The 18,852-nt window shown below is 67.8% G+C and carries 15 protein-coding genes; 5 read left to right on the top strand and 10 right to left on the bottom strand.

The window, feature by feature from the left end:
- Nucleotides 1–30: 30 nt before the first annotated feature.
- Together Q8M88_RS07430 and Q8M88_RS07425 are read left to right on the top strand one after the other, a co-directional pair.
- The gene (locus tag Q8M88_RS07430) at nucleotides 31–945 is read left to right on the top strand and encodes an aldo/keto reductase (RefSeq protein WP_305595929.1); all 915 of its coding nucleotides are present in this window, start codon (nucleotides 31–33) and stop codon (nucleotides 943–945) included.
- A 154-nt stretch (nucleotides 946–1,099) separates the two neighbouring features.
- Nucleotides 1,100–2,440, top strand: a complete 1,341-nt coding sequence (locus tag Q8M88_RS07425) for an MFS transporter (RefSeq protein WP_305595927.1) — start codon at nucleotides 1,100–1,102, stop codon at nucleotides 2,438–2,440.
- Nucleotide 2,441: 1 nt separating this feature from the next.
- On the opposite strand, the gene Q8M88_RS07420 is transcribed toward Q8M88_RS07425, so the two are convergent.
- From Q8M88_RS07420 to Q8M88_RS07405, 4 genes are all read right to left on the bottom strand, one after another.
- Entirely contained in the window at nucleotides 2,442–2,618 is a 177-nt protein-coding gene (locus tag Q8M88_RS07420; RefSeq protein ID WP_305595925.1) for a hypothetical protein, read from the bottom strand.
- Nucleotides 2,619–2,750: 132 nt separating this feature from the next.
- The gene (locus Q8M88_RS07415) at nucleotides 2,751–4,841 is read right to left on the bottom strand and encodes an ATP-binding protein (RefSeq protein WP_305595923.1); all 2,091 of its coding nucleotides are present in this window, start codon (nucleotides 4,839–4,841) and stop codon (nucleotides 2,751–2,753) included.
- A 156-nt stretch (nucleotides 4,842–4,997) separates the two neighbouring features.
- The gene (locus tag Q8M88_RS07410) at nucleotides 4,998–5,780 is read right to left on the bottom strand and encodes an SDR family NAD(P)-dependent oxidoreductase (RefSeq protein ID WP_305595921.1); all 783 of its coding nucleotides are present in this window, start codon (nucleotides 5,778–5,780) and stop codon (nucleotides 4,998–5,000) included.
- 77 nt (nucleotides 5,781–5,857) lie between these two features.
- A complete protein-coding gene (locus Q8M88_RS07405) occupies nucleotides 5,858–6,685 on the bottom strand; it encodes a transglutaminase family protein (RefSeq protein WP_305595919.1) in 828 nt (275 codons plus the stop codon).
- 96 nt (nucleotides 6,686–6,781) lie between these two features.
- Here Q8M88_RS07405 and Q8M88_RS07400 point away from each other — a divergent pair, with 96 nt between their 5' ends.
- The gene (locus Q8M88_RS07400; RefSeq protein ID WP_305595917.1) at nucleotides 6,782–7,639 is read left to right on the top strand and encodes an N-formylglutamate amidohydrolase; all 858 of its coding nucleotides are present in this window, start codon (nucleotides 6,782–6,784) and stop codon (nucleotides 7,637–7,639) included.
- A gap of 4 nt (nucleotides 7,640–7,643) precedes the next feature.
- Here Q8M88_RS07400 and Q8M88_RS07395 read toward each other — a convergent pair whose 3' ends face one another.
- The 3 genes from Q8M88_RS07395 to Q8M88_RS07385 are packed head-to-tail and all read right to left on the bottom strand — an operon-like array spanning nucleotide 7,644 to nucleotide 14,414.
- On the bottom strand, nucleotides 7,644–8,585 hold the full coding sequence (locus Q8M88_RS07395; RefSeq protein WP_305595915.1) for a transglutaminase family protein: 942 nt from the start codon (nucleotides 8,583–8,585) through the stop codon (nucleotides 7,644–7,646).
- A complete protein-coding gene (locus tag Q8M88_RS07390) occupies nucleotides 8,582–11,116 on the bottom strand; it encodes a circularly permuted type 2 ATP-grasp protein (RefSeq protein ID WP_305595913.1) in 2,535 nt (844 codons plus the stop codon). The genes Q8M88_RS07395 and Q8M88_RS07390 overlap by 4 nt, the downstream gene beginning before the upstream one ends.
- Nucleotides 11,106–14,414, bottom strand: a complete 3,309-nt coding sequence (locus Q8M88_RS07385) for a DUF2126 domain-containing protein (protein WP_305595911.1) — start codon at nucleotides 14,412–14,414, stop codon at nucleotides 11,106–11,108. The genes Q8M88_RS07390 and Q8M88_RS07385 overlap by 11 nt, the downstream gene beginning before the upstream one ends.
- 88 nt (nucleotides 14,415–14,502) lie before the next feature.
- Between Q8M88_RS07385 and Q8M88_RS07380 the strand changes: the two genes are divergently transcribed.
- A complete protein-coding gene (locus tag Q8M88_RS07380; RefSeq protein ID WP_371132647.1) occupies nucleotides 14,503–15,579 on the top strand; it encodes a DMT family transporter in 1,077 nt (358 codons plus the stop codon).
- Nucleotides 15,580–15,633: 54 nt separating this feature from the next.
- A complete protein-coding gene (locus tag Q8M88_RS07375; RefSeq protein ID WP_305595909.1) occupies nucleotides 15,634–16,860 on the top strand; it encodes an NAD(P)/FAD-dependent oxidoreductase in 1,227 nt (408 codons plus the stop codon).
- A 75-nt stretch (nucleotides 16,861–16,935) separates the two neighbouring features.
- Here the strand turns inward: Q8M88_RS07375 and Q8M88_RS07370 are convergent, their stop codons facing one another.
- The 3 genes from Q8M88_RS07370 to Q8M88_RS07360 all read right to left on the bottom strand — a co-directional run.
- On the bottom strand, nucleotides 16,936–17,496 hold the full coding sequence (locus Q8M88_RS07370; protein WP_305595907.1) for a Rieske 2Fe-2S domain-containing protein: 561 nt from the start codon (nucleotides 17,494–17,496) through the stop codon (nucleotides 16,936–16,938).
- A gap of 183 nt (nucleotides 17,497–17,679) precedes the next feature.
- Nucleotides 17,680–18,513 carry an SDR family NAD(P)-dependent oxidoreductase gene (locus Q8M88_RS07365; protein WP_305595905.1) on the bottom strand — a complete coding sequence of 278 codons (834 nt, stop codon included), beginning with the start codon at nucleotides 18,511–18,513 and terminating at the stop codon, nucleotides 17,680–17,682.
- Between the two features lie 93 nt (nucleotides 18,514–18,606).
- On the bottom strand, nucleotides 18,607–18,852 hold a 246-nt coding region (locus Q8M88_RS07360; protein WP_305595903.1), incomplete at its 5' end, for an aromatic-ring-hydroxylating dioxygenase subunit beta.

Genomic DNA, 18,852 nt, shown 5'->3' with positions numbered 1-18,852 from the left:
AGGATTCAAGCCGCCAATCAGGAGATGCCTATGAGCGATCTCGAACGACGTCAGCTGGGCCGGACCGGCCTCTCGGTCACCGTGCTGGGCTTCGGCGCCATGGACCTGGGCGGGCCGCCCGCCGCCAACGAGATCACCGACGACGAGGCGGGCGCGGTCCTGAACGCGGTGCTCGACGCAGGCATCAACTTCATCGACACGGCGGTCTGCTACGGCGTCAGCGAAGAGCGCATCGGCAAGGCGATCTCCGGGCGGCGCGACGAGTTCGTGCTGGCCACCAAGTGCGGCTGCACGCCGGGCGCCGGCATGGGCGGGCCGCACGTCCACACCCAGGAGAACATCCGCGCCGGCGTCGAGCACAGCCTGCGCACCATGAAGACCGACCATCTGGACGTGGCGCAGTTCCATCGCAGCCTGACCCGCAAGGGTTGGGAGGAGGACGGCGCGCTGGAGGAGCTGCTGGCGCTGAAGCAGGAGGGGAAGGTCCGCTACATCGGCATCTCGGGCACGCTGCCGGAGCTCGCCGAGCAGGTCGATGCGGGCGTGTTCGACGTCTTCCAGATCCCGTATTCCGCATTGCAGCGCGAGCACGAAGCGATCATCGCCAGGGCGTCTGCGGCCGGAGCGGGCATCATCATCCGCGGCGCCGTGGCGCGCGGCGCGCCCGACAACTGGGACAAGCGTTACTACATGCTGAGCCGCGACGAGATGACCGGGCGCTGGGAGCAGGCCAAGCTCGACGAGCTGATGGACGGCATGGGCCGCATCGAGTTTATGACCCGCTTCGCTCTCGCCTCGCCCGATCTCGACACCACGATCATCGGCACCAAGAGCCTCGACCACCTGCGCAGCAACGTCGAGGCCGCGCGCAAGGGGCCGCTGCCCGCCGACGTCGTCGCCGAAGCCAAGCGGCGGCTGGACGCCACGGCGTCGCGGCCGTCCTAGGGGCGGGTTGGTCTCGCGCCCAAGGGGTGTAGGCGAGTCTTCAGTGATGGAGCGAGTGCATGCACAGCTGCGCCGCGCCGCGGAATCGCCATGACGCTACGCCGCCCGCATCGTAGAAGCGGATGACGCCTGCGCGGCGCATTGGGGAACCACGATGGCCGAGACCGGCGCCACGTCCGATCTATCGCCGGTCGGCGCCGTGGGGCTTACGCCCATGCAGCGTCTGCGCAACATCCTGGGCGGATCGGCGGGCAACTTCGTCGAGTGGTTCGACTGGTTCGCCTATGTCTCCTTCGCCATTTATTTCTCGTCGGCGATCTTTCCGGGCGACGACCAGACCACCCGGCTGCTGAAGACCTATCTGCCGTTCGCCCTGGGCTTCGTGGCGCGGCCGCTCGGCGCCTATCTGATGGGCGTCTATGCCGACAAGGCCGGGCGCAAGGCGGCGCTGACCTTGTCGGTGTCGCTGATGTGCGCGGGTTCGCTGATGATCGCGCTGATCCCAACCAGCGGCCAGATCGGCCTGCTCGCGCCGCTGCTGCTGACCGTCGCGCGGATCGCCCAAGGCCTGTCGGTTGGCGGCGAGTACGGCGCCTCGGCCACCTACGTCAGCGAGATGTCGAGCCGCAAGCATCGCGGGTTCTGGTCGGGCTTCCTCTATGTGACGCTGATCGCAGGCCAGCTCGCCGCCGTGCTGCTGCTGGTGATCCTGCAGCAACTGCTCACCGAGGCGCAGCTCCAGGCCTGGGGCTGGCGCATCCCGTTCGTCATCGGCGCGATGTTCGCCGTGGTGGTGTTTTGGATCCGCATGCGCATGCATGAGACCCCGGCGTTCGCCACGGCCGGTGAACATGAGTCCCGCGGCAAGTCGATGATGCTGTTCACGCACTATCCGCGCGAGACGGCGATGATCTTCGTGCTCACCGCCGGCGGCGGCGCGGCCTTCTACTTCTTCACGACCTACATGAAGGACTTCCTGGTCAATAGCGCGGCGGGGCCGACGGGCGACGGCTTCGGCAAGGAGGCTGCAGCCCTGATCACCACCGCCCTGCTGGTCTGCTTCATGGCCATGCAGCCGCTGGTCGGCTGGCTGTCGGACCAGGTGGGCCGCAGGCCGATCCTGATCGCCAGCTTCGGCCTGGGCGCGCTGATGACCTATCCGATCAGCATGGCGATCATGGCGGCGACAACTGCGAGCCAGGCGTTCCTGCTGTGCCTGCCGCCGCTGGTCGCGCTGACCGGCTACACCGCGATCAGCGCGATCATCAAGGCGGAGCTGTTCCCCGCGCATCTGCGCGCCTCAGGCGTCGCGGTGCCCTACGCGCTGGCTCAGGCGCTGTTCGGCGGCAACGTCGGCACGACGGCGCTGTCGCTGAAGAAGGCCGGGCACGAGCCGGTGATGTTCTGGATCATCGCCGGCCTGCTGGCCGCGGGCCTGGTGGTGGCGATGCTGATGCGTGACACCCGCCGCCACAGCCTCATCCTCGAAGATTGAGCTAGGCGATCAGCGCCTGCGGCTCGGCGTCATCGGGCCTCTCCAGCGCGTCCAGCGCCGCATAGAGCTTGTTCAGGATCAGATCGAAAGACCCCGTATCCCACGCCTCGACCGCCTCGCGGCCGTTCTCGACGATCACCGCGGTGAGGCCCAGCGACTGCAGCACAGTCTTCAGCACCAGTTGGTTCGTCGGATTATCCTCGGCCGCGAGAATGCGCAGCGACCCGGCCGGCGTGGCGGCGAGCGCTGCGCCGCCCCGACCGGCGAGGGGGTCAAGCCGCGGGAGAATACGGGGCGCGGGCCGACAGATTCAGGCGACGCTCTGGCTGGTTCTTGGCTCGGCCGTCACTGCGTCGCCCGCGTTGATCGCGTCCTGGATCGCGGACAGCAGGAGGGCGGCGTTGATCGGCTTGGCGACGAAGCCGTTCATGCCCGCGGCGAGGTAGCCCTCGATCTGATGGGTCATGGCGTTGGCCGAGAGCGCCAGGATCGGTGTCTGCGGACCAACGCGCGCCGCTTCGATCGCCCGCATCGCCTGGGCGGCCTCGACGCCGTCCATCTCCGGCATCTGGATGTCCATCAGCACCACATCGAAGGCGCCCGCATTGAACGCGGCGACGGCTTCACGCCCGTCGGCGGCGAGCGTCAACTCGACGCCCAAAGGCTCCAGCAGGGCCTGGAGCAGCATCTGATTGGTGGTGTTGTCGTCGGCCGCGAGGATCCGCACTGCGAGGTGTTCGGGCTCGGCAAGTCCATCCTTGCGCGCCATCGAGGCCACAGCCGCCGATCCGCGGACGAGCGGCAGGGTAAGGGTGAAGGTCGAGCCGACGCCCTCCGTGCTGCTCACCGTGAGCGCCCCACCCATCATCTCCACGAGTTCGCGACAGATCGAAAGACCCAGGCCCGTGCCGCCGAAACGGCGCGTCACCGAGGCGTCGGCCTGGACGAACTTGCTGAACAACCGCGGCATGGAGTCCTTGGTTATGCCGAGGCCGGTGTCGCTGATGGTCAATTGCAGGCCGCCTGGCGAGCAGGCGACTTCCACGCGGACACTGCCATGGTCGGTGAACTTGACGGCGTTGGAGGCGAGATTGCCGAGGACCTGGCGAATGCGCACCGCATCGCCACGCCAGACCCCCAGCGCCGAAGGCTCGATCGCGATGTCGAACGCGACGTCCTTGCGGGCGGCGAGGCCCGCGAACGGGCGACAGACGGCGTTGATCGTCTCCTCGAGGTCGAAATCGCCGGTCTCCAGCTCCATGCGGCCGGCCTCGATCTTCGACAGGTCGAGGATGTCGTTGAGCACGGCCAGCAGCGTCTCGCCGGAATCGCGGACGATCTTCAGCCGCTCGGCGTGCGGCGAACCCAGGTCGCTACGCTCCAGAACCTGGACCATTCCCAGCACTCCGTTCAGCGGCGTGCGGATCTCGTGGCTCATGTTGGCGAGGAATTCGCTCTTGGCGCGGTTAGCGTCCTGCGCCGCGTCGCGGGCGCGCACCAGATCGGCGATCGCCTGCGAGAGGCTGGCTTCGTTTGCGTCGAGGCGCAAGACAATGGAGCGAACGCGAAACGCTAGCGCCGTGGCGGCGGCCAGCAGCGCCAGGAAGCCCATGACGATCGCCGGCGCCGCGGAGCGCAGCACCTCGAGGCCCGGTCGATGCGCCTGCCAGGTGATGCTGCCGACGGAATGGCCGCTGATGTCGACGATCGGCAGCATGTCCTTGCCGGCCTGTCCCTGTGGCTGGATTGAGGCTTCCTGGACGCGGAGTTCCTGCTTCAGCGCGGACAGGAACTGGCCGTCCATGCGCTGGGCCGAGACCACGATGACGGCGGGGCCCGGGCGGCGCGGCGCGCTCCACACCTCGGGCGTCACGGTGGATGCGGCGACAAGGTAGTAGCGCCCGCTCGACTTCAAGACGCCTCGCGCTGTCGTGGCGAGGCCCGGATCGGTAGGGCGGCGGTCATGGCTGGGAGGGCGCTCCATCCGCTCGACGGCTCGCATCCCGGCTAGCATCGGGCGGACGTCATGCTCGAACTGGCGCATCGCCGCGGGCGCCGTGCGCCGGCCTTCTTCAAAGGCGTAGAAGGGCCGGTCGGCGCTGTCGAACACCATGGTGCGGTCATGATCGCGGTTGTTGGCGAAGTAGGTGCCGATCTCGGCGTCCGCCCACTCCAGATCGCCGCCCGGCGAGAGCTTGGCGTAGGCCTGGTCCCAGACGCTCGCCGTGGTGATGTCGCTGGCCAGCCGCTCTTCCAGGCGCTCGAGCGTGCGCTGGACGAGGAAGCGTTCCTCCTGGGACTGCAGACGGTCCACGGCCGTGGAGGCGAGCGCCAGCATGGCGGCGCTCCCCAACAGCACGATGAACACCACAATCGCGCCCAGGCCGAGCAGCCGTCGCACATCGCGACGGCTCGCGCTGGGGCTTTCACTTATAGAGGTAAAACTTCGCACGCGACGACCCTAGGTGGATCGGCGTTAAAAGTGCGCCAACGCATGGACTGCGGGCGATCAGTCGCAGGATGGATAGCGGGGTGGCGTCGCAACGCGCTCTGCGCCTCAGGAAGACAGTGTGCGGCCGCCGTCGCTGACGATGGTCTGGCCGACCACATAGCCCGACAGCGGAGAGGCCAGGAACAGGACGACGCCGGCGATCTCCTTGATCTCGCCCAGCCGCCTGATCGGGATGCCCTTGAGGCGTTCGGCCAGGCGCTCGGGATCGGCGACCGTCACCTCGGTCATCTTGGTCGCGACCAGGCCCGGCGCAACGCCGTTCACCCGGATGCCCTGGCCCGCCCACGCATCGGCGAGGGTGGCGGTGAGGTGGATCGCGCCGGCTTTCGATGCGGCGTAGGCCGGGTTGCCGCGGGTGGTGCGGATGCCGCCGGCGGACGACACGGTGATCAGGCTGCCCTTGGCTTTGGCCAGCATGGGCTGGAACTTCACCGCGCAGGCCATGAGGCTGTTCAGGTTGACCTCAACCACACGTCGGAAGGTCTCCATCTGGAACTCCGCGCGGCGATACTCCACGACGCCCTGGCACAGCACGAGGATGTCGAGGGTGTCGAACGCCGGGGTCCAGGATTCCACCGCCGAGGTGTCGGACACGTTGAGCTGGCTGTAGTTCAGGCCCGCCAGGTCAGATCCCGAGGCGGCGTCATACTGGTCCGCCGAGGCGCGCGTTCCGGTGACGTGGACAACGGCGCCTCTGTCCAGGAAGGCGTGAGCGATGCCGTTGCCGATGCCGCTCGAACCGCCGACCACCAGAGCGCGCTTGCCGCTGAAATCCAGATCCTTCACCGAAATCCCCTTTGACCGGTTGGGGCCTTGCGGCCGCACCATGGCCCGGCCTTCGATCAGTCGGGGGAGACGGTCAACTGCAAATGCAACAGCGCCACGCCGCGGTTGGGGGAGGAGACCTACAGGGACGCGCTCTGACGTTCCGGCAGTTCGTCGGTGATCACCGTGAAGCCGGCCAGGAAGGCCGTGCCGAAGGCGGTGGAGATCGCCGCATCCGTGGCGTCGCGCCCTCGGGCCATCAGCACGCGGCCGATGCGCGGCGTGTTGTGGCGGGCGTCGCAGGTGCGCCAGGCGCCATCCAGATAGACCTCGAACCAGGCGCTAAAATCCATCGGCGCCGGCGAGATCGGCACCCCGATGTCGCCGAGATAGCCGGTGCAGTAGCGGGCGGGGATGTTCATGCACCGGCACAGGGTGATCGCCAGGTGGGCGAAGTCGCGGCAGACGCCGAACTGCTCCTCATGGGCCTCCAGGGCGGTCTTGGTCGCACGGGCGTGCTCGTAGCCGAAGGTGATGTGGCGGTGCACATAGTCGAGGATCGCCTGCACCCGCGCCGACCCCGGCGCGACGCCGCCGAACAGCGTCCAGGCGAGGTTCGAGAGCTGATCGGTCTCACAATAGCGGCTGCCGAGAAGATAGAGAATCACGTCGTCCGGCAGGTCTTCGACCGGCAATTGGCCGGCTTCGGGCAGCGGCGCATCGTAGGCGCCGCTGTCGCGGATCACGAACCGGTTGCGCAGGACGATGCGCCCGGCTGGGGCCAGGATGCGGCTGACAAAATTGCCGAACAGGTCGTGGTACTGGCTGACCGACACCATGGGGTCGGTGACCATGACATCCGGCGTCTCGAGGTCTCCGACGCGCGAAGGATGCACGCTGAGCTGCAGCAGCATCGGCGTTGGCGCCGGGCAGTCGAAGGTGATCTCGTATCCAGCGCTTATCCGCATGATCTTCCCCCTTCGCTGGTCATGCTGGGGCAAGGCGGAAATGCGAAACAGGTTGCACAGCGACCGCCACTCTGTAGTCGGAGGCGGCCGGCGCGCGTGCAGCTGCGGCGTTCACAGGCCTCGCTGGCCGGTTTCCAGGCGCCGGCGCGCCAGTCGGAGTTCACACCCTGGATGTCTTCGAAGCCGCTCCTGACGCCCAACGATCCCGCTCCCGCCCTGGTGTTGAACCCAGGGGCCGCATCTCCATTCCTGCTGGTCGGCGACCATGCGGGACGGGCGGTGCCGCGCGGTCTCAACGACTTGGGCGTGTCGGCGGCGGATATGGAGCGGCACATCGCCTGGGACCTTGGCGTCGCCGAACTCGGCGTGCGTCTTTCGGCGGCGCTCGGTGCTTGCTTCCTCAGCCAACGCTACTCGCGGCTGGTCATCGATTCCAACCGGGACCCGGCGCGGACCGATGCGATCCCGTCGGTCAGCGACGAGACCGTGATCCCGGGCAACGCCGATCTGACGCCTGAGGCCGCGCAGGCGCGCGAGCGGGCGATCCACGCGCCTTACCAGGCCGCCATCGCCCATGAACTTGACGATCGCGCGCGCAAGGGCCTGCCGACGGTGCTGGTTGCGCTGCACAGCTTCACGCCGCGAATGGCTGGATTCGACCGCCCCTGGCGCTACGGCGTGCTGCACCGTGGAGACTCGGCGTTCTCCTCCGCGGTGCTCGCGCTGCTGGTCGAGGCGCACGGCGACGCGGTCGGTGACAACCTGCCGTACCGAATGGACGAGGTGGACTACACCATCCCGTTTCACGCCGATGCGCGCGGGCTCGACTACCTGGAGCTGGAGGTCCGCCAGGACCTGCTGGCGGGCGCCGCGGGCCTCCAAGCGGTGACGGATATGGTGGCCGCGCTGCTGCCCAGGGCCTTGCAGCGGACGGGCGCCGCATCGCGCGCCTGATCGATCACAGCAAGGTGCCCAACCCCACCGGCGAACGCATGCCGCCGGCCCGCATCGCGGCGACCAGCTCGTCTTCCGGGATCACGTCGACCTCGACCTTCAGGGTCTGTTCGCCGGGCGCCAGGATGATGCCGTCGATCGGCGCCACGTCCGAATAGTCGCGGCCGCGCGCCAGGACGATGTGGTCGTTCTGCGCGAGGATTCCGTTGGTCGGATCGAAGCCCACCCAGCCCAGGCCTTCGCCGCACCAAACCGCCGCCCAGGCGTGCGTTGCGTCGGCGCCCTCCAGGCGAGCCTGTCCGGGCGGCGGGATCGTGCGCAGGTAGCCGCTGACGTAGGCGGCCGGCAGACCCAGGCCCTTCAGGCCGCTGATCATGATGTGCGCGAAGTCCTGGCACACGCCGCGGCGGGCCTTGAACGCCTCCTGCGCCAGAGTGGAGACCGTCGTCGCCTTCGAATCATAGGTGAAGTCCGCGTACATCCGGGTCATCAGCTCGCCGGCGGCCTCCATGATCGGGCGGCCCTCGGCGAAACTCGGCCGCGCATATTCGGTGATCTCAGCGGCGATCGGCGTGCGGCGGGTCGGATAGAGGTAGGCCGCCGGTCCATCGGGGCCGAGGTCGGCGTCGCGCACGCTGCGCTTGCGCACCTCGTCCCACGACGGACTGGGGGTCGTGAGCTGCAGGCTGGGCGCATGAACGTCGATGCGCGACCGGGCCTCGATGACCAGCGCCAGGTGAGGCTCCTCGATCACCGCCGTCAGCGTGTGCTCGCCGAACGCGCCGGTGCGCTCGATGATGTTCGACGGCCTCGGCGTCACCGCCAGCGAGCTCTCCAGCACGGTCTGGGCCGGCGACGACTGCGGCGTCAGTCGCAGCACGCAGCGCGCGAAAGACACCGCGGATTCGTAAGTGTAGGTCGTGCGATGGCGCAGGTTGTAGATCACGCCAGCCCGGCAAGCTTTGCGGTCGGCACCGCATTGGCGCCGCGCAGGAAGAAGCGCTCGCCGATGGCGTCGGAAAGCCGCATCAGCGCCAACTCGAAGGCGATCATCTTATCGGTGTTGATGCGGGCGGCGGTCTCGGTCTCCACCTGGGCTGCCAGGTTCAGCAACACCCGGTCCGGCTCCTCGAGCATGCCGTCGTCCTGCAACGCCGGGAGGATGTCGAGATGCTGCTTCAAGGTCTCCACCTGGAAGGCGAGCGAACGGGTGTTGAACGGATCCAGCACCACCATGTCACGCACCGGCGCCAGCGCCAGACCGATCAGATAGCGCGCCCGATAGGTGATCTGGCTGTCGGCCAGGTCGAGCAAGAGGTCGAGGTCGTCGATGGTCGCCTCTTCATGCGCCAGGGCGCGGGTGAAGCGGCAGGTGTTCACCCCACGCTCGATGCGCCGGCCCATGTCCAGGAAGCGCCAACCGGCGACGCGGTTCATGTTCTCCTGCGCGAGACCCGAAAGCGCGGCCAGGATCTGCAGGGCGTTTTCCACCTGCTGCAGCACCTCGGCCTCGGACAGCAGTTCATGGGCGCCTTCGACCAGGCTGGCCTCGAGGTTGATCAGCAGGGTCCAGAAGTCGGCCGACAGCCGTTCGCGCATGCTGGCCGCGGTGCGCCGGGCGGAGCGCACGAGGCTGACCACCGAACCGTAGGCCTTGTCGTCGTGCAGGGTGTCTCGCCCGGCGTCGATCGCCCGGCGGCCCAGGGCCTTCTCATCCAGCGCGCCCCACTCGATCAGCAGTGTCTGCAGGATGGCCAGCGTCTCGCCGGCGCTGTGGGTGGCGGATTCCGAGTCCATCAGGCTGGTGCACAGGCTGCGGACCAGGCGCAGCGTCGCCTCGGCGCGCTCGATGTAGCGGCCCAGCCAGAACAGGTTGTCGGCCGCGCGGCTGGGCAGATGGCCGAGGATGCGGCGCACCTTCACGTCCTCGGTGCTGGCCATCAAGGTGACGCGCTCGACGGGACGATCGGAGATCACCCACACGTCGTTGGTCCGCGCGTCCTCGCCCATGGAGATGGCGCGCACGTCCGGGTGGTCGGAGGTTCGGCAGAAACCGCCGGGCATCACCTTCATGCCGTCCGGCGTCATCGCGGCGTAGACCCTCAGCACGAACGGCGCAGGCTCCAGCCTGCCGTCGCGCAGCACCGGCGTGGTCGACAGGCGCACCACCTCCTGGCCGACATAGTCGCCGGGGCGGTCGTTGAGACGGGCCAGGAACTCGGCCTTCTCGGCGGCCGACATGCTGGCGACCAGCCTGGGCTTGGCCATGGCGGCCAGCGTGCCCGGCACGTTGAACGCCGGTGCGATCGCCATGTTGTCGAGATTGCGCTCGACCAGCGCACGCTCCACCGGCTGGCCGCACCACCACGTGGCGACATTGGGCATCTTCAGCTCTTCGCCCAGCAGGCGGCGGCAGAGCTTGGGCAGGAAGCCTAGCAGCGCCTTGGACTCCAGCACCCCGGAGCCCGGGATATTCAACACGGCCACGCCGCCCGAACGGATCGCCTCCAGCAGGCCGGGCACGCCCAGGTGCGAGGCGCTGTTCAACTCCAACGGGTCGATGAAGTCGGCGTCGACACGGCGCAGGATCACGTCCGCACGCTTGAGGCCGGCGATGGTGCGCACGTACACGCGGCCGTCGCGCACGACCAGGTCGTCGCCCTCGACCAGCAGGAAACCAAGATAGCGGGCGAGGTGGGCCTGTTCGAAATAGGTTTCGCTGAACGGGCCAGGGGTCAGCAGGCAGATGCGCGGATCGTCGCGCTCGGCGGTGGCCGCCAGACCCTTGCGCAGTCCGTCGAAGAACGGCGCCAGACGCTGCACGTTCATCGCGTTGTAGAGGTTTGGATAGGCGCGCGAGAGCACCAGCCGGCTCTCCAGCGCGTAGCCGGCGCCTGAAGGCGCCTGGGTGCGGTCGTCCAGCACCCACCAGCGGCCGTCCGGTCCGCGGCCGAGGTCGGCGGCGTAGAGTTGCAGGAAGCGACCGCCGGGCGGCTTCACCCCGCGCATGGCGCGCACGAAATCGGCGCTGCCGGTCAGGGCGGCGGCCGGCAGCGCGCCTTCCGCGACCAGCGCGCCCTCGCCGTAGAAATCCTGCAGCAGCGCCTCGATGAGGTTGGCCCGCTGCTCGACGCCCTCCGCGATCTGCGCCCACTCGCCCTGGCTGAGGATCAGCGGCATCGGGCTGAGCGGCCAGCTGCGCTCGTTCTCCTCGCCGTAGATGCGATAGGTCACGCCGGTGTCGCGGATATGCCGCGTCGCCAGGCTGAAGCGGTTCTCGAACTCGGCCTGCGGATACTCGGCGAACTCGCCCAGGAAGCTCAACCAATAGTCGCGCGGCCGCCCGGTACGGTCGAACAGCTCGTCCGGGACGCCGGGCAGGGGTTTGTAGTTCCGCAGCCAGCTCGACAATCGGTCGGCGGCGGCGGGCTTCAGGTCCTCCCGGCGGCGGACCGCGATGGGCGCGTCAGTGGCCAAGGGGCATCCTCAAATCAAGCGTCATTGGAAACTCCACGGTCGGTTGCGGACGCGGCGGCGACACCACGCCCGGACTATGCCCCTGCTCCTCGAAGCGGGCTTTGCGACGGGCCTGGGCTTCGTAGGAGTTCACCGGGAAGGTCTCGTAGTTGCGCCCGCCCGGATGGCTGACGTGGTAGACGCAGCCGCCGATCGAGCGGTTGTTCCCGCGGTCGATGATATCGAAGGTGAGCGGCGCGTCGACCGGCAAGGTGGGGTGCAGGCCATTGGCGAGCTTCCACGCCTTGTAGCGGACGCCGGCCACCGCCTCCATCGAGATCCCGGTCGGCGTCATCGGCAGGGCCCGGCCGTTACAGGTGATCGTGTAGCGGTCAGGGTTAAACCCGCGCGCGGTGATCTGCAGCCGCTCCACCGACGAATCGGCGAACCGCACCGTCGCCGAATTGGAGCTTTCCTGACCCAGCACGTACCAGGGCTCCAGCGCATGGCGCACCTCCAGCGTCACGCCGCCATATTGCACCTGGCCATGGATCGGGAAGCGGAACGCCCGCTGGGCCTCGTACCATTGGGAATCGAAGGCGTAGCCCGCGCGGTTCAGATCGGCGAGCACGTCCATGAAGTCGCCCCACACGAAGTGCGGCAGCATGAATCGGTCGTGCAGGGCGGTGCCCCAGCGGACCAGCGAGCCGGTCTGTGGTTCGCGCCAGAACCAGGCGACGAGCGCGCGGATCAACAGTTGCTGGGCCAGGCTCATGCGCGCGTCCGGCGGCATCTCGAAGCCGCGGAATTCCAGCAGCCCCAGGCGTCCGGCGGGGCCGTCGGGCGAATAGAGCTTGTCGACGCAGATCTCGGTGCGGTGGGTGTTGCCGCTGACGTCGACCAGCAGGTTGCGCAGCAGCCGGTCCACCAGCCACGGCGCCGGCGGCTTTTCATCCGGCCCGGGGATCATCGAGAGCGCGATGTCGAGTTCATACAGCGCGTCGTGGCGCGCCTCGTCGATGCGTGGCGCCTGGCTGGTGGGACCGACGAACAGCCCGGAGAACAGGTACGACAGCGAAGGGTGGCGCTGCCAGTAGAGCAGCAGGCTCTTCAGCACGTCCGGCCGGCGCAGGAACGGCGAGTTCTCGGGACTGGAGCCGCCGACCACCACGTGCGCGCCGCCGCCGGTGCCGGCGTGGCGCCCGTCGGTCATGAACTTGTCGGCGCCCAGGCGGCAGGCGACGGCGTCCTCGTAGACGCCGGTGGTTATCTCGACGGCCTCGCGCCAGGTGGCGGCCGGGTGGACGTTGACCTCTATGACCCCGGGGTCGGGCGTGACCTTCAGCACCGCCATGCGCAGGTCGTCGGGCGGGGGGTAACCCTCGATGCGGATCGGCAGGCCGTCGGCGGCGACGTCCAGATGGGCGACGAGCTCCAGGTAGTCCTCCAACCGCGCCACCGGCGGCATGAACACATAGAGCCAGCCGTCACGCGGCTCGATCGACAGCGCGGTGCGCACGATCGGCGTCTTGCGCGGCTTGGGCTGACGCACCGCCGGCCCGAACGTCTGGTAGATCACGTCCAGGTTCGGCAAGGGCCCGCGCACCTCGTAGGGGTCCACCGGCGTGATGTGCGGGTAGTCCTTGGGCTTTACCTCCGGCAGGGAGTCCAGCGGCAGGCGCAGGCCGACCGGGGAATCGCCCGCGATCAGGAACAGCCGCTCGCGCTTGAACCGCCAAGCCTCGCTGACCCAACCTTCGCCCTCCGACTTGGTCATGGCGCGCCTGAGCGGCAGCACGTAGCCCACCGCCTTGGATAGCCCGCCTTCCATCGCCTTGCGCAGCCGCAAACGGCTCGCGGCGTCGTCGAGCGCCGCATCGTCCAGCACGACGTCCTCGGGAAGGTCGGCTTCGGCCTTGATGGCGTTCAACGGGTCTTCACGGGCCGGCAGCACGTTGGCGGGATCCAGACCCAGCCTCCCGGCCAGGCGCTGGATCAGGGTCGAGGCGTCGGCGATATTGGCCAGCGGCGTCGGCGGCGCGTCAGCTGGCGCGATCTCGCCCCGCCACACGGGCTGGCCGTCGCGCCGCCAGAACAGGCCCAGCGCCCAGCGAGGCAGGGGCTCGCCCGGATACCACTTGCCCTGACCATAGTGCAGCATGCCGCCCTTGCCGAAGCGGGTCTTCAGCCGTTGCAGCAGTTGGGCGGCGATCACCGGTTTCGTCGGGCCCGACGCGTCGGTGTTCCACTCGGCGGCCTCGAAGTCGTCGATCGACACGAAGGTCGGCTCGCCGCCCATGGTCAGGCGCACATCCTGATCGAGCAGGTCCTTTTCCACCCGCTCGCCGACCGCCTTGAGCTCGGCCCAGGCGGCGTCCTCGAACGGTCGGGTGATGCGGATCGGATCCACCAGGCGCGTCAGCGTCATCTCGAAGTCGAACGTGGTCTCGGCCGGTTCGACGCCGCCGGTGATCGCCGCCGCCGAGCGGTAGTGCGGGGAGGCGGCGAGCGGCAGATGGCCCTCACCGCACAGCAGGCCGGAGGTGACGTCGAAGCCGATCCAGCCCGCGCCCGGCAGGTAGATCTCGGCCCATGCGTGCAGGTCGGTGAAGTCGGTGCGCGTGCCCAACGGCCCCTCGATCGGGTCGATGTCGGCCTTGAGCTGGACCAGGTAGCCAGACACGAAACGCGCCGCGAGGCCCAGCTTTCTGGCCACCTGAACCAGCAGCCAGGCGCTGTCGCGGCATGAGCCCGAGGCCAGCGCCAGGGTTTCGTCCGGAGTCTGCACGCCGGGCTCAAGGCGCACCAGGTAGCGCACCTCGCGGGCGAGCTGGGCGTTCAGGCCGACCAGGAAGTCCACGGTGCGTGCGCCGTCGATGGGCAGGCTGGCGACCAGGGCGTCGAGCCTGGGCCCGTCCTCAGCGACTTCGCGATAGGGGGTCAGGTCGGCGGCGAGATCGTCGGTGTAGCGGAACGGCAGCACCTCGGCGTAGGGCTCGACGAAGAAGTCGAACGGATTGACCACGGTCATGTCGGCGGTCAGGTCGACGGTGACGCTGAACTCCCGCGTCCGTTCGGGGAACACGTGCGGGGCGAGGGAGTTGGCGTGGGGGTCGGGCTGCGGGTGGTGGTTGTGGTTGGCGGGCGTGATCTTCAGCGAATAGCTGGCGATCCGCGTGCGGCAGTGGGGAGCCGGACGCAGGCGCACGATTTGCGGGCCGAGCTCCACCGGACGATCGTAGCGGTAGCGGGTGGCGTGGTGCAGGCCGATGAGCGCCGACAGGACGATCTCCTTCTGGGAAGCTGCGAGTGCGCCCACCGTAACGCGGACCGCACGGATAGGGGCCGCAAAACAGGTCCTTGACCGAAACTGCCCATCTTAAGGGCGGGTCTGACGCGCGCAGAGCGTGACGGCGCCGCTTCCCATCTCGTTTCAGGCTTTCGAGGCGCCGCCGCCCATCGGGCCTGTTCCGGGTGGCCCCGGCGAGTTTCGGAGGCTATGGGAGGCGACCTTGGGTAAAGGGGCGGCACATGATGGTCGGACACTGCGGAGCGGGACGCTGAAGCGTCCCTTCGGTTCCGGGCTGAGCGGCAACACGCGCGGGGCCCTGTGGATGCTGGGCGCGTCGCTGACGTTCACCATCATGACGTCGCTGATCAAGTTACTGGGCGATGACTACCCAGCCCCGCTGCAAGCCTTCTATCGGCAGGCGGCCGGCCTGCTGATCCTCACGCCGTTCATACTGCGGCGCGGCGTCAGCGTGTTCTACACAACCCGGCCATTGATGGTGCTGTCACGCTCGGTGATGGCCGTTTCCGGCATTACGCTCACGTTCTACGCCTTCCAGAAGATGCCGCTGGCGGAGGCCAATGCGCTGTCCTTCACCCGCAGCCTTTGGGTCACGATCCTGGCCGCGGTGGTGATGCGCGAACACGTCGGCCCGCTGCGCATCGGCGCGGTGACCGTGGGCTTCGCCGGCGTGCTGGTGATGCTGGCGCACAGCATGGGGGGCGAGAATGCGGTCGGCTTGCCCGCGCTGGCGATGCTGGCGGCCGCGTTCCTGCTGGCGTTCAGCGTCGCGGGTATGAAGATTCTCACCCAGGACCACAGCCCGATGGTGGTGTTGGTCTGGGCAGCTGTGCTGGGCGCGGTGTTCGCCATCCCAGGTGCGGTGCTGACCTGGCGTTGGCCGACCTGGCCGGACCTCGCGCTGCTGTTGCTCATGGGCGTGATCGGGACGATGAACCAGGCGCTGTTCATCCGAGGACTGCAGGTCGGCGACGCGGCCGCCATGGCCCCCATCGACTACACGCGGCTGGTGTTCGCCGCCCTCGTGGGTTTCATGTTTTTCAACGAGCTGCCGGACGCCTGGACAATCGTCGGTGCGGCGATCATCGTCGCCTCAACCCTGTTCATCACGCTGTGGGAACACCACGTCTCGAAGCGGGCGGCGGCGGCGCAAGTCGCTCAGGGAACGGAATAATATGCGTTGGAGGAGAACAAACATGCAGGTTTCCAAACCTGAACAGGGGTGGTGATGCGCGACGTGAAATACCTGTTGATCGGGGGCGGCCTGGCCTCGATCCGAGCCGCGCAACAGATCCGCACAGTCGATACCGACGGCTCGATCCTGATCGCCTGCGACGAGCCGGCGCCCCCGTATGACCGGCCACCGCTGTCGAAGGAATATCTGCAGGGCGTCAAGACGATCGACGAGATTTCGCTAGGCGACACAGAGCAGCTAGCGGGCCTGAAGGTCGAGTGCGCCCTGTCCCAGGAGGTCACCGCGATCGACCCCAAGGCCAGGACCGCGACCTTGGCCGGCGGTGAGCAGATCCGCTACGAGAAGGCGTTGATCGCCACCGGCGGTCGCCCCGTGAAGCTCGACCTGCCGGGTTCGAGCCTGGCGGGCATCCATTATCTGCGCACCGCGGCGGACGCCGACGCCATCGCGGCGGCGGCTCAGCCCGGCCGTAAGGCGATCATCATCGGCGGCGGCTTCATCGGCCTGGAAGTGGCCGCGACCTTGCGCAAGCGCGACGTCGACGTGACGGTGATCGAGGCCCTGCCGCGCATTTGGGAACGACTCGGCAACCGGGACCTCGCCGATTATGTGTCAGGGTATTGCACGGCCAAGGGCGTCAAATTCCGCTACTCGACGCTCGTCAGCGAGTTCCGGGGCGAGGACCGCGTCGATGCGGTGATCACCAACACCGGCGACGTGCTCGAATGCGATCTGGTCTGCATCGGCGTCGGCATCCGTCCAAACGTCGAACTGGCGTTGGCCGCGGGGCTGGAGGTCAACGACGGGATCATCGTCGACGAGAACATGCGCACCTCCGACCCGCACATCTACGCCGCCGGAGACGTGACAAACTACTTCGACGCCCTGTTCAATCGCCGCCGTCGCGCGGAGCATTGGGGCCACGCCGAGCAAAGCGGCCGGGTCGCGGGCCTCAACATGGCCGGGGGCGCGGAGGTCTACGAGCTGTTGGCCTATGTGTGGTCGGACATCTTCGACATCCACCTGGAGTTCGCCGGCGACGAGCACGACCACGACGCGCAGGTGCGTCGTGGCGAGCTCGCGGACAACTCGTTCATGATCATGTACCTGAAGGAGGGTCGGGTGACCGCGTTCTTCGCGATCAACACCCCTGCACGCGAATATTCGATCGTGCGGCGGATGATCATGAAGAAGACCGACCTTACAGGGCGCGAGGCGCAACTCGCCGATCCGGCGGTCGGCCTGCGCAGCCTCCTCTAGCGGGCTATTCGACCCAGACAAAAGGCGCCCCCGGTGACGGGGGCGCCTTTCTTCATTCCAGCGATGCGGCGCCTGTCAGGCGGGATCGGGACCGGCGGCGGAGACCACGCCCTGCTTGAGGGCGGCTTCGCTGAGCTTGATCTCGATGTCGTCGCCGACGATCCGCAGGTCGAACATCGGGATGTCGGCGGTGGCCAGCAGGGTCAGAGCCTTGCCGGTGCGCACGTCCCAGCGCCCGGCATGCCAAGGGCATTCGACGATACAGCCTTCCAGGAAGCCTTCGCCGATCGGGCCGGCGGCGTGGGGGCAGACGTTGCCGAACGCATAGAAATTGCCTTCCGCATTGGCGATCACCACCAGGTCGTGGAAGACGATCTTCATGTCCTCCTCGCCGATCTCCGAGGTCTTGGCGACCTTGATGAAGTCGGTCGGCAGGCTGGAGACCGACACCTTGCCGTCGTCACGCTTGTCGACGTTGTCGATCCACTCCTGGGGATCCTCGCCGAAGTATTTGGCGAGACGCTTGGACGTGTTCTCGTTCGGAATGGCCGTGCCGGCGATGAAGGTGTTCAGACGCGAACGCTCCAGGGCGAGCTGCCGGGCGACGGTGTCGACCGTCACCCCCTTCTCAGCCATGGCTTTCGTCAGTCTGTCAGTTAGCCAGCTCATAGGCCTCCCCTGGTGGATTGAGGTTACTCAGGTCGCGCGGACCCTACTGTCGTCGGTGGTGTCTAGGATACCGATTAGCCTGCACTTAACAGAAGCGCAAAAGCCTGTCGCCCCGCCTTGCCTAGGCGGGAGCGTTCAGGGCTCAGCGGTTCAGCGCGCGCCCGCCAGCTGCAGGGAAGCGCTCCAGGCCGGCGGATTGATCTCCGCATAGCGCTGCAGGGTGGCGGCGTCCGAGAGCTCACGGATGATCTCGGCGTCGGTCTTGACGTTGCCGGTGTAGGTGTCGGCGGTCTGCATGGCCAGCAGCACGGCCGCGTCCAGGTAGCTGTAGGCCGGCATCAGGTCGCTGGGCTTTACTTCGCTGTTCAGCAACACCCCCGGGGTGTCGACGAAACCGAACGGGCGCAGGCTGTTCACCGCCACGCCGTCGGCCTTCAGCTCATCGGCCAGTCCGACGGTCAGCGTCTCCATCGCCGCCTTGGTCGCCTCCAGCGGCGAGCCGCGGGTGCGGGAGCGTCCTGAGACGTTGATGATGTTGCCGAAGCGCTTGGCCTGCATGGCCGGCAGGACGGCGCGGATCACGTGGAAGGCCGCCAGCACGTTGACCTGCAGCATCTGGTCGAAAAGGCGCAGCGGTATGCCGGCGACGCCTTCGCCTTCCGCCATCACATAGGCGGCGTTGTTGAGCAGCACGTCGATGCGGCCCCAGCGATCGAGCACCTGGTCGACCATGCTCTCCACGGCCGCTTCGTCGGTGACGTCGCAGACGATCGCCAAGGCCTGACCGCCGGTGAACTCCTCGATCGCCTCGGCCGTCTGGAAGACGGTGCCGGGCAGGCGCATCGGGTTCTCCTTGGCGTTACGCCCCACCACGACCACCTTGGCCCCCTCGGCGGCGTACATCATGGCGCAGTGCTGACCGAGCCCTCGGCTGGCTCCGGTGACGATGGCGACCTTGCCGGCCAGTCTTGGCGCGCGCTGCATCCGATGGAAATCCTGACGTCGATCTGAACTGGGCTTCGCTCACGTCTGCGCCGGCGCGTGCAAGTCGCGCCGGCGCATCGCGATCGGGGTGTCTTAGACGATGAAGCTGACCTTGCCGTGCGGGCGCAGGGCCTCGAGGTCGAGGATGGCGCGACGCTCGGCGATCTTGAACGAGCCGTTCCGCGGCAGCAGCTTGTAGGTGTACTCGCCGATGTACGGGTCGATGTTCTGGAAGCGCATGCGGTAGACCACGAAGTTGGCCTTGACGATCAGCATGTCGTCTTCCCAGCCCTTGATCCGCACGTTGCTGATCATGTGGCGGGTGCGCGACTGCGGGTT

This window comes from Phenylobacterium sp. (assembly GCF_030693805.1).
In the GTDB taxonomy this organism is placed as follows: domain Bacteria; phylum Pseudomonadota; class Alphaproteobacteria; order Caulobacterales; family Caulobacteraceae; genus Phenylobacterium.
This window is presented reverse-complemented; position numbering and strand designations above follow the sequence as displayed.

Bases quoted from the DNA above. Each gene is read 5' to 3' on its own strand.
- Q8M88_RS07425 (WP_305595927.1), top strand. From the start codon at position 1,100: ATGGCCGAGACCGGCGCCACGTCCGATCTATCGCCGGTCGGCGCCGTG.
- Q8M88_RS07405 (WP_305595919.1), bottom strand. From the start codon at position 6,685: ATGCGGATAAGCGCTGGATACGAGATCACCTTCGACTGCCCGGCGCCA.
- Q8M88_RS07370 (WP_305595907.1), bottom strand. From the start codon at position 17,496: ATGGCTGAGAAGGGGGTGACGGTCGACACCGTCGCCCGGCAGCTCGCC.
- Q8M88_RS07430 (WP_305595929.1), top strand. From the start codon at position 31: ATGAGCGATCTCGAACGACGTCAGCTGGGCCGGACCGGCCTCTCGGTC.
- Q8M88_RS07375 (WP_305595909.1), top strand. From the start codon at position 15,634: ATGCGCGACGTGAAATACCTGTTGATCGGGGGCGGCCTGGCCTCGATC.
- Q8M88_RS07410 (WP_305595921.1), bottom strand. From the start codon at position 5,780: ATGGTGCGGCCGCAAGGCCCCAACCGGTCAAAGGGGATTTCGGTGAAG.
- Q8M88_RS07365 (WP_305595905.1), bottom strand. From the start codon at position 18,513: ATGCAGCGCGCGCCAAGACTGGCCGGCAAGGTCGCCATCGTCACCGGA.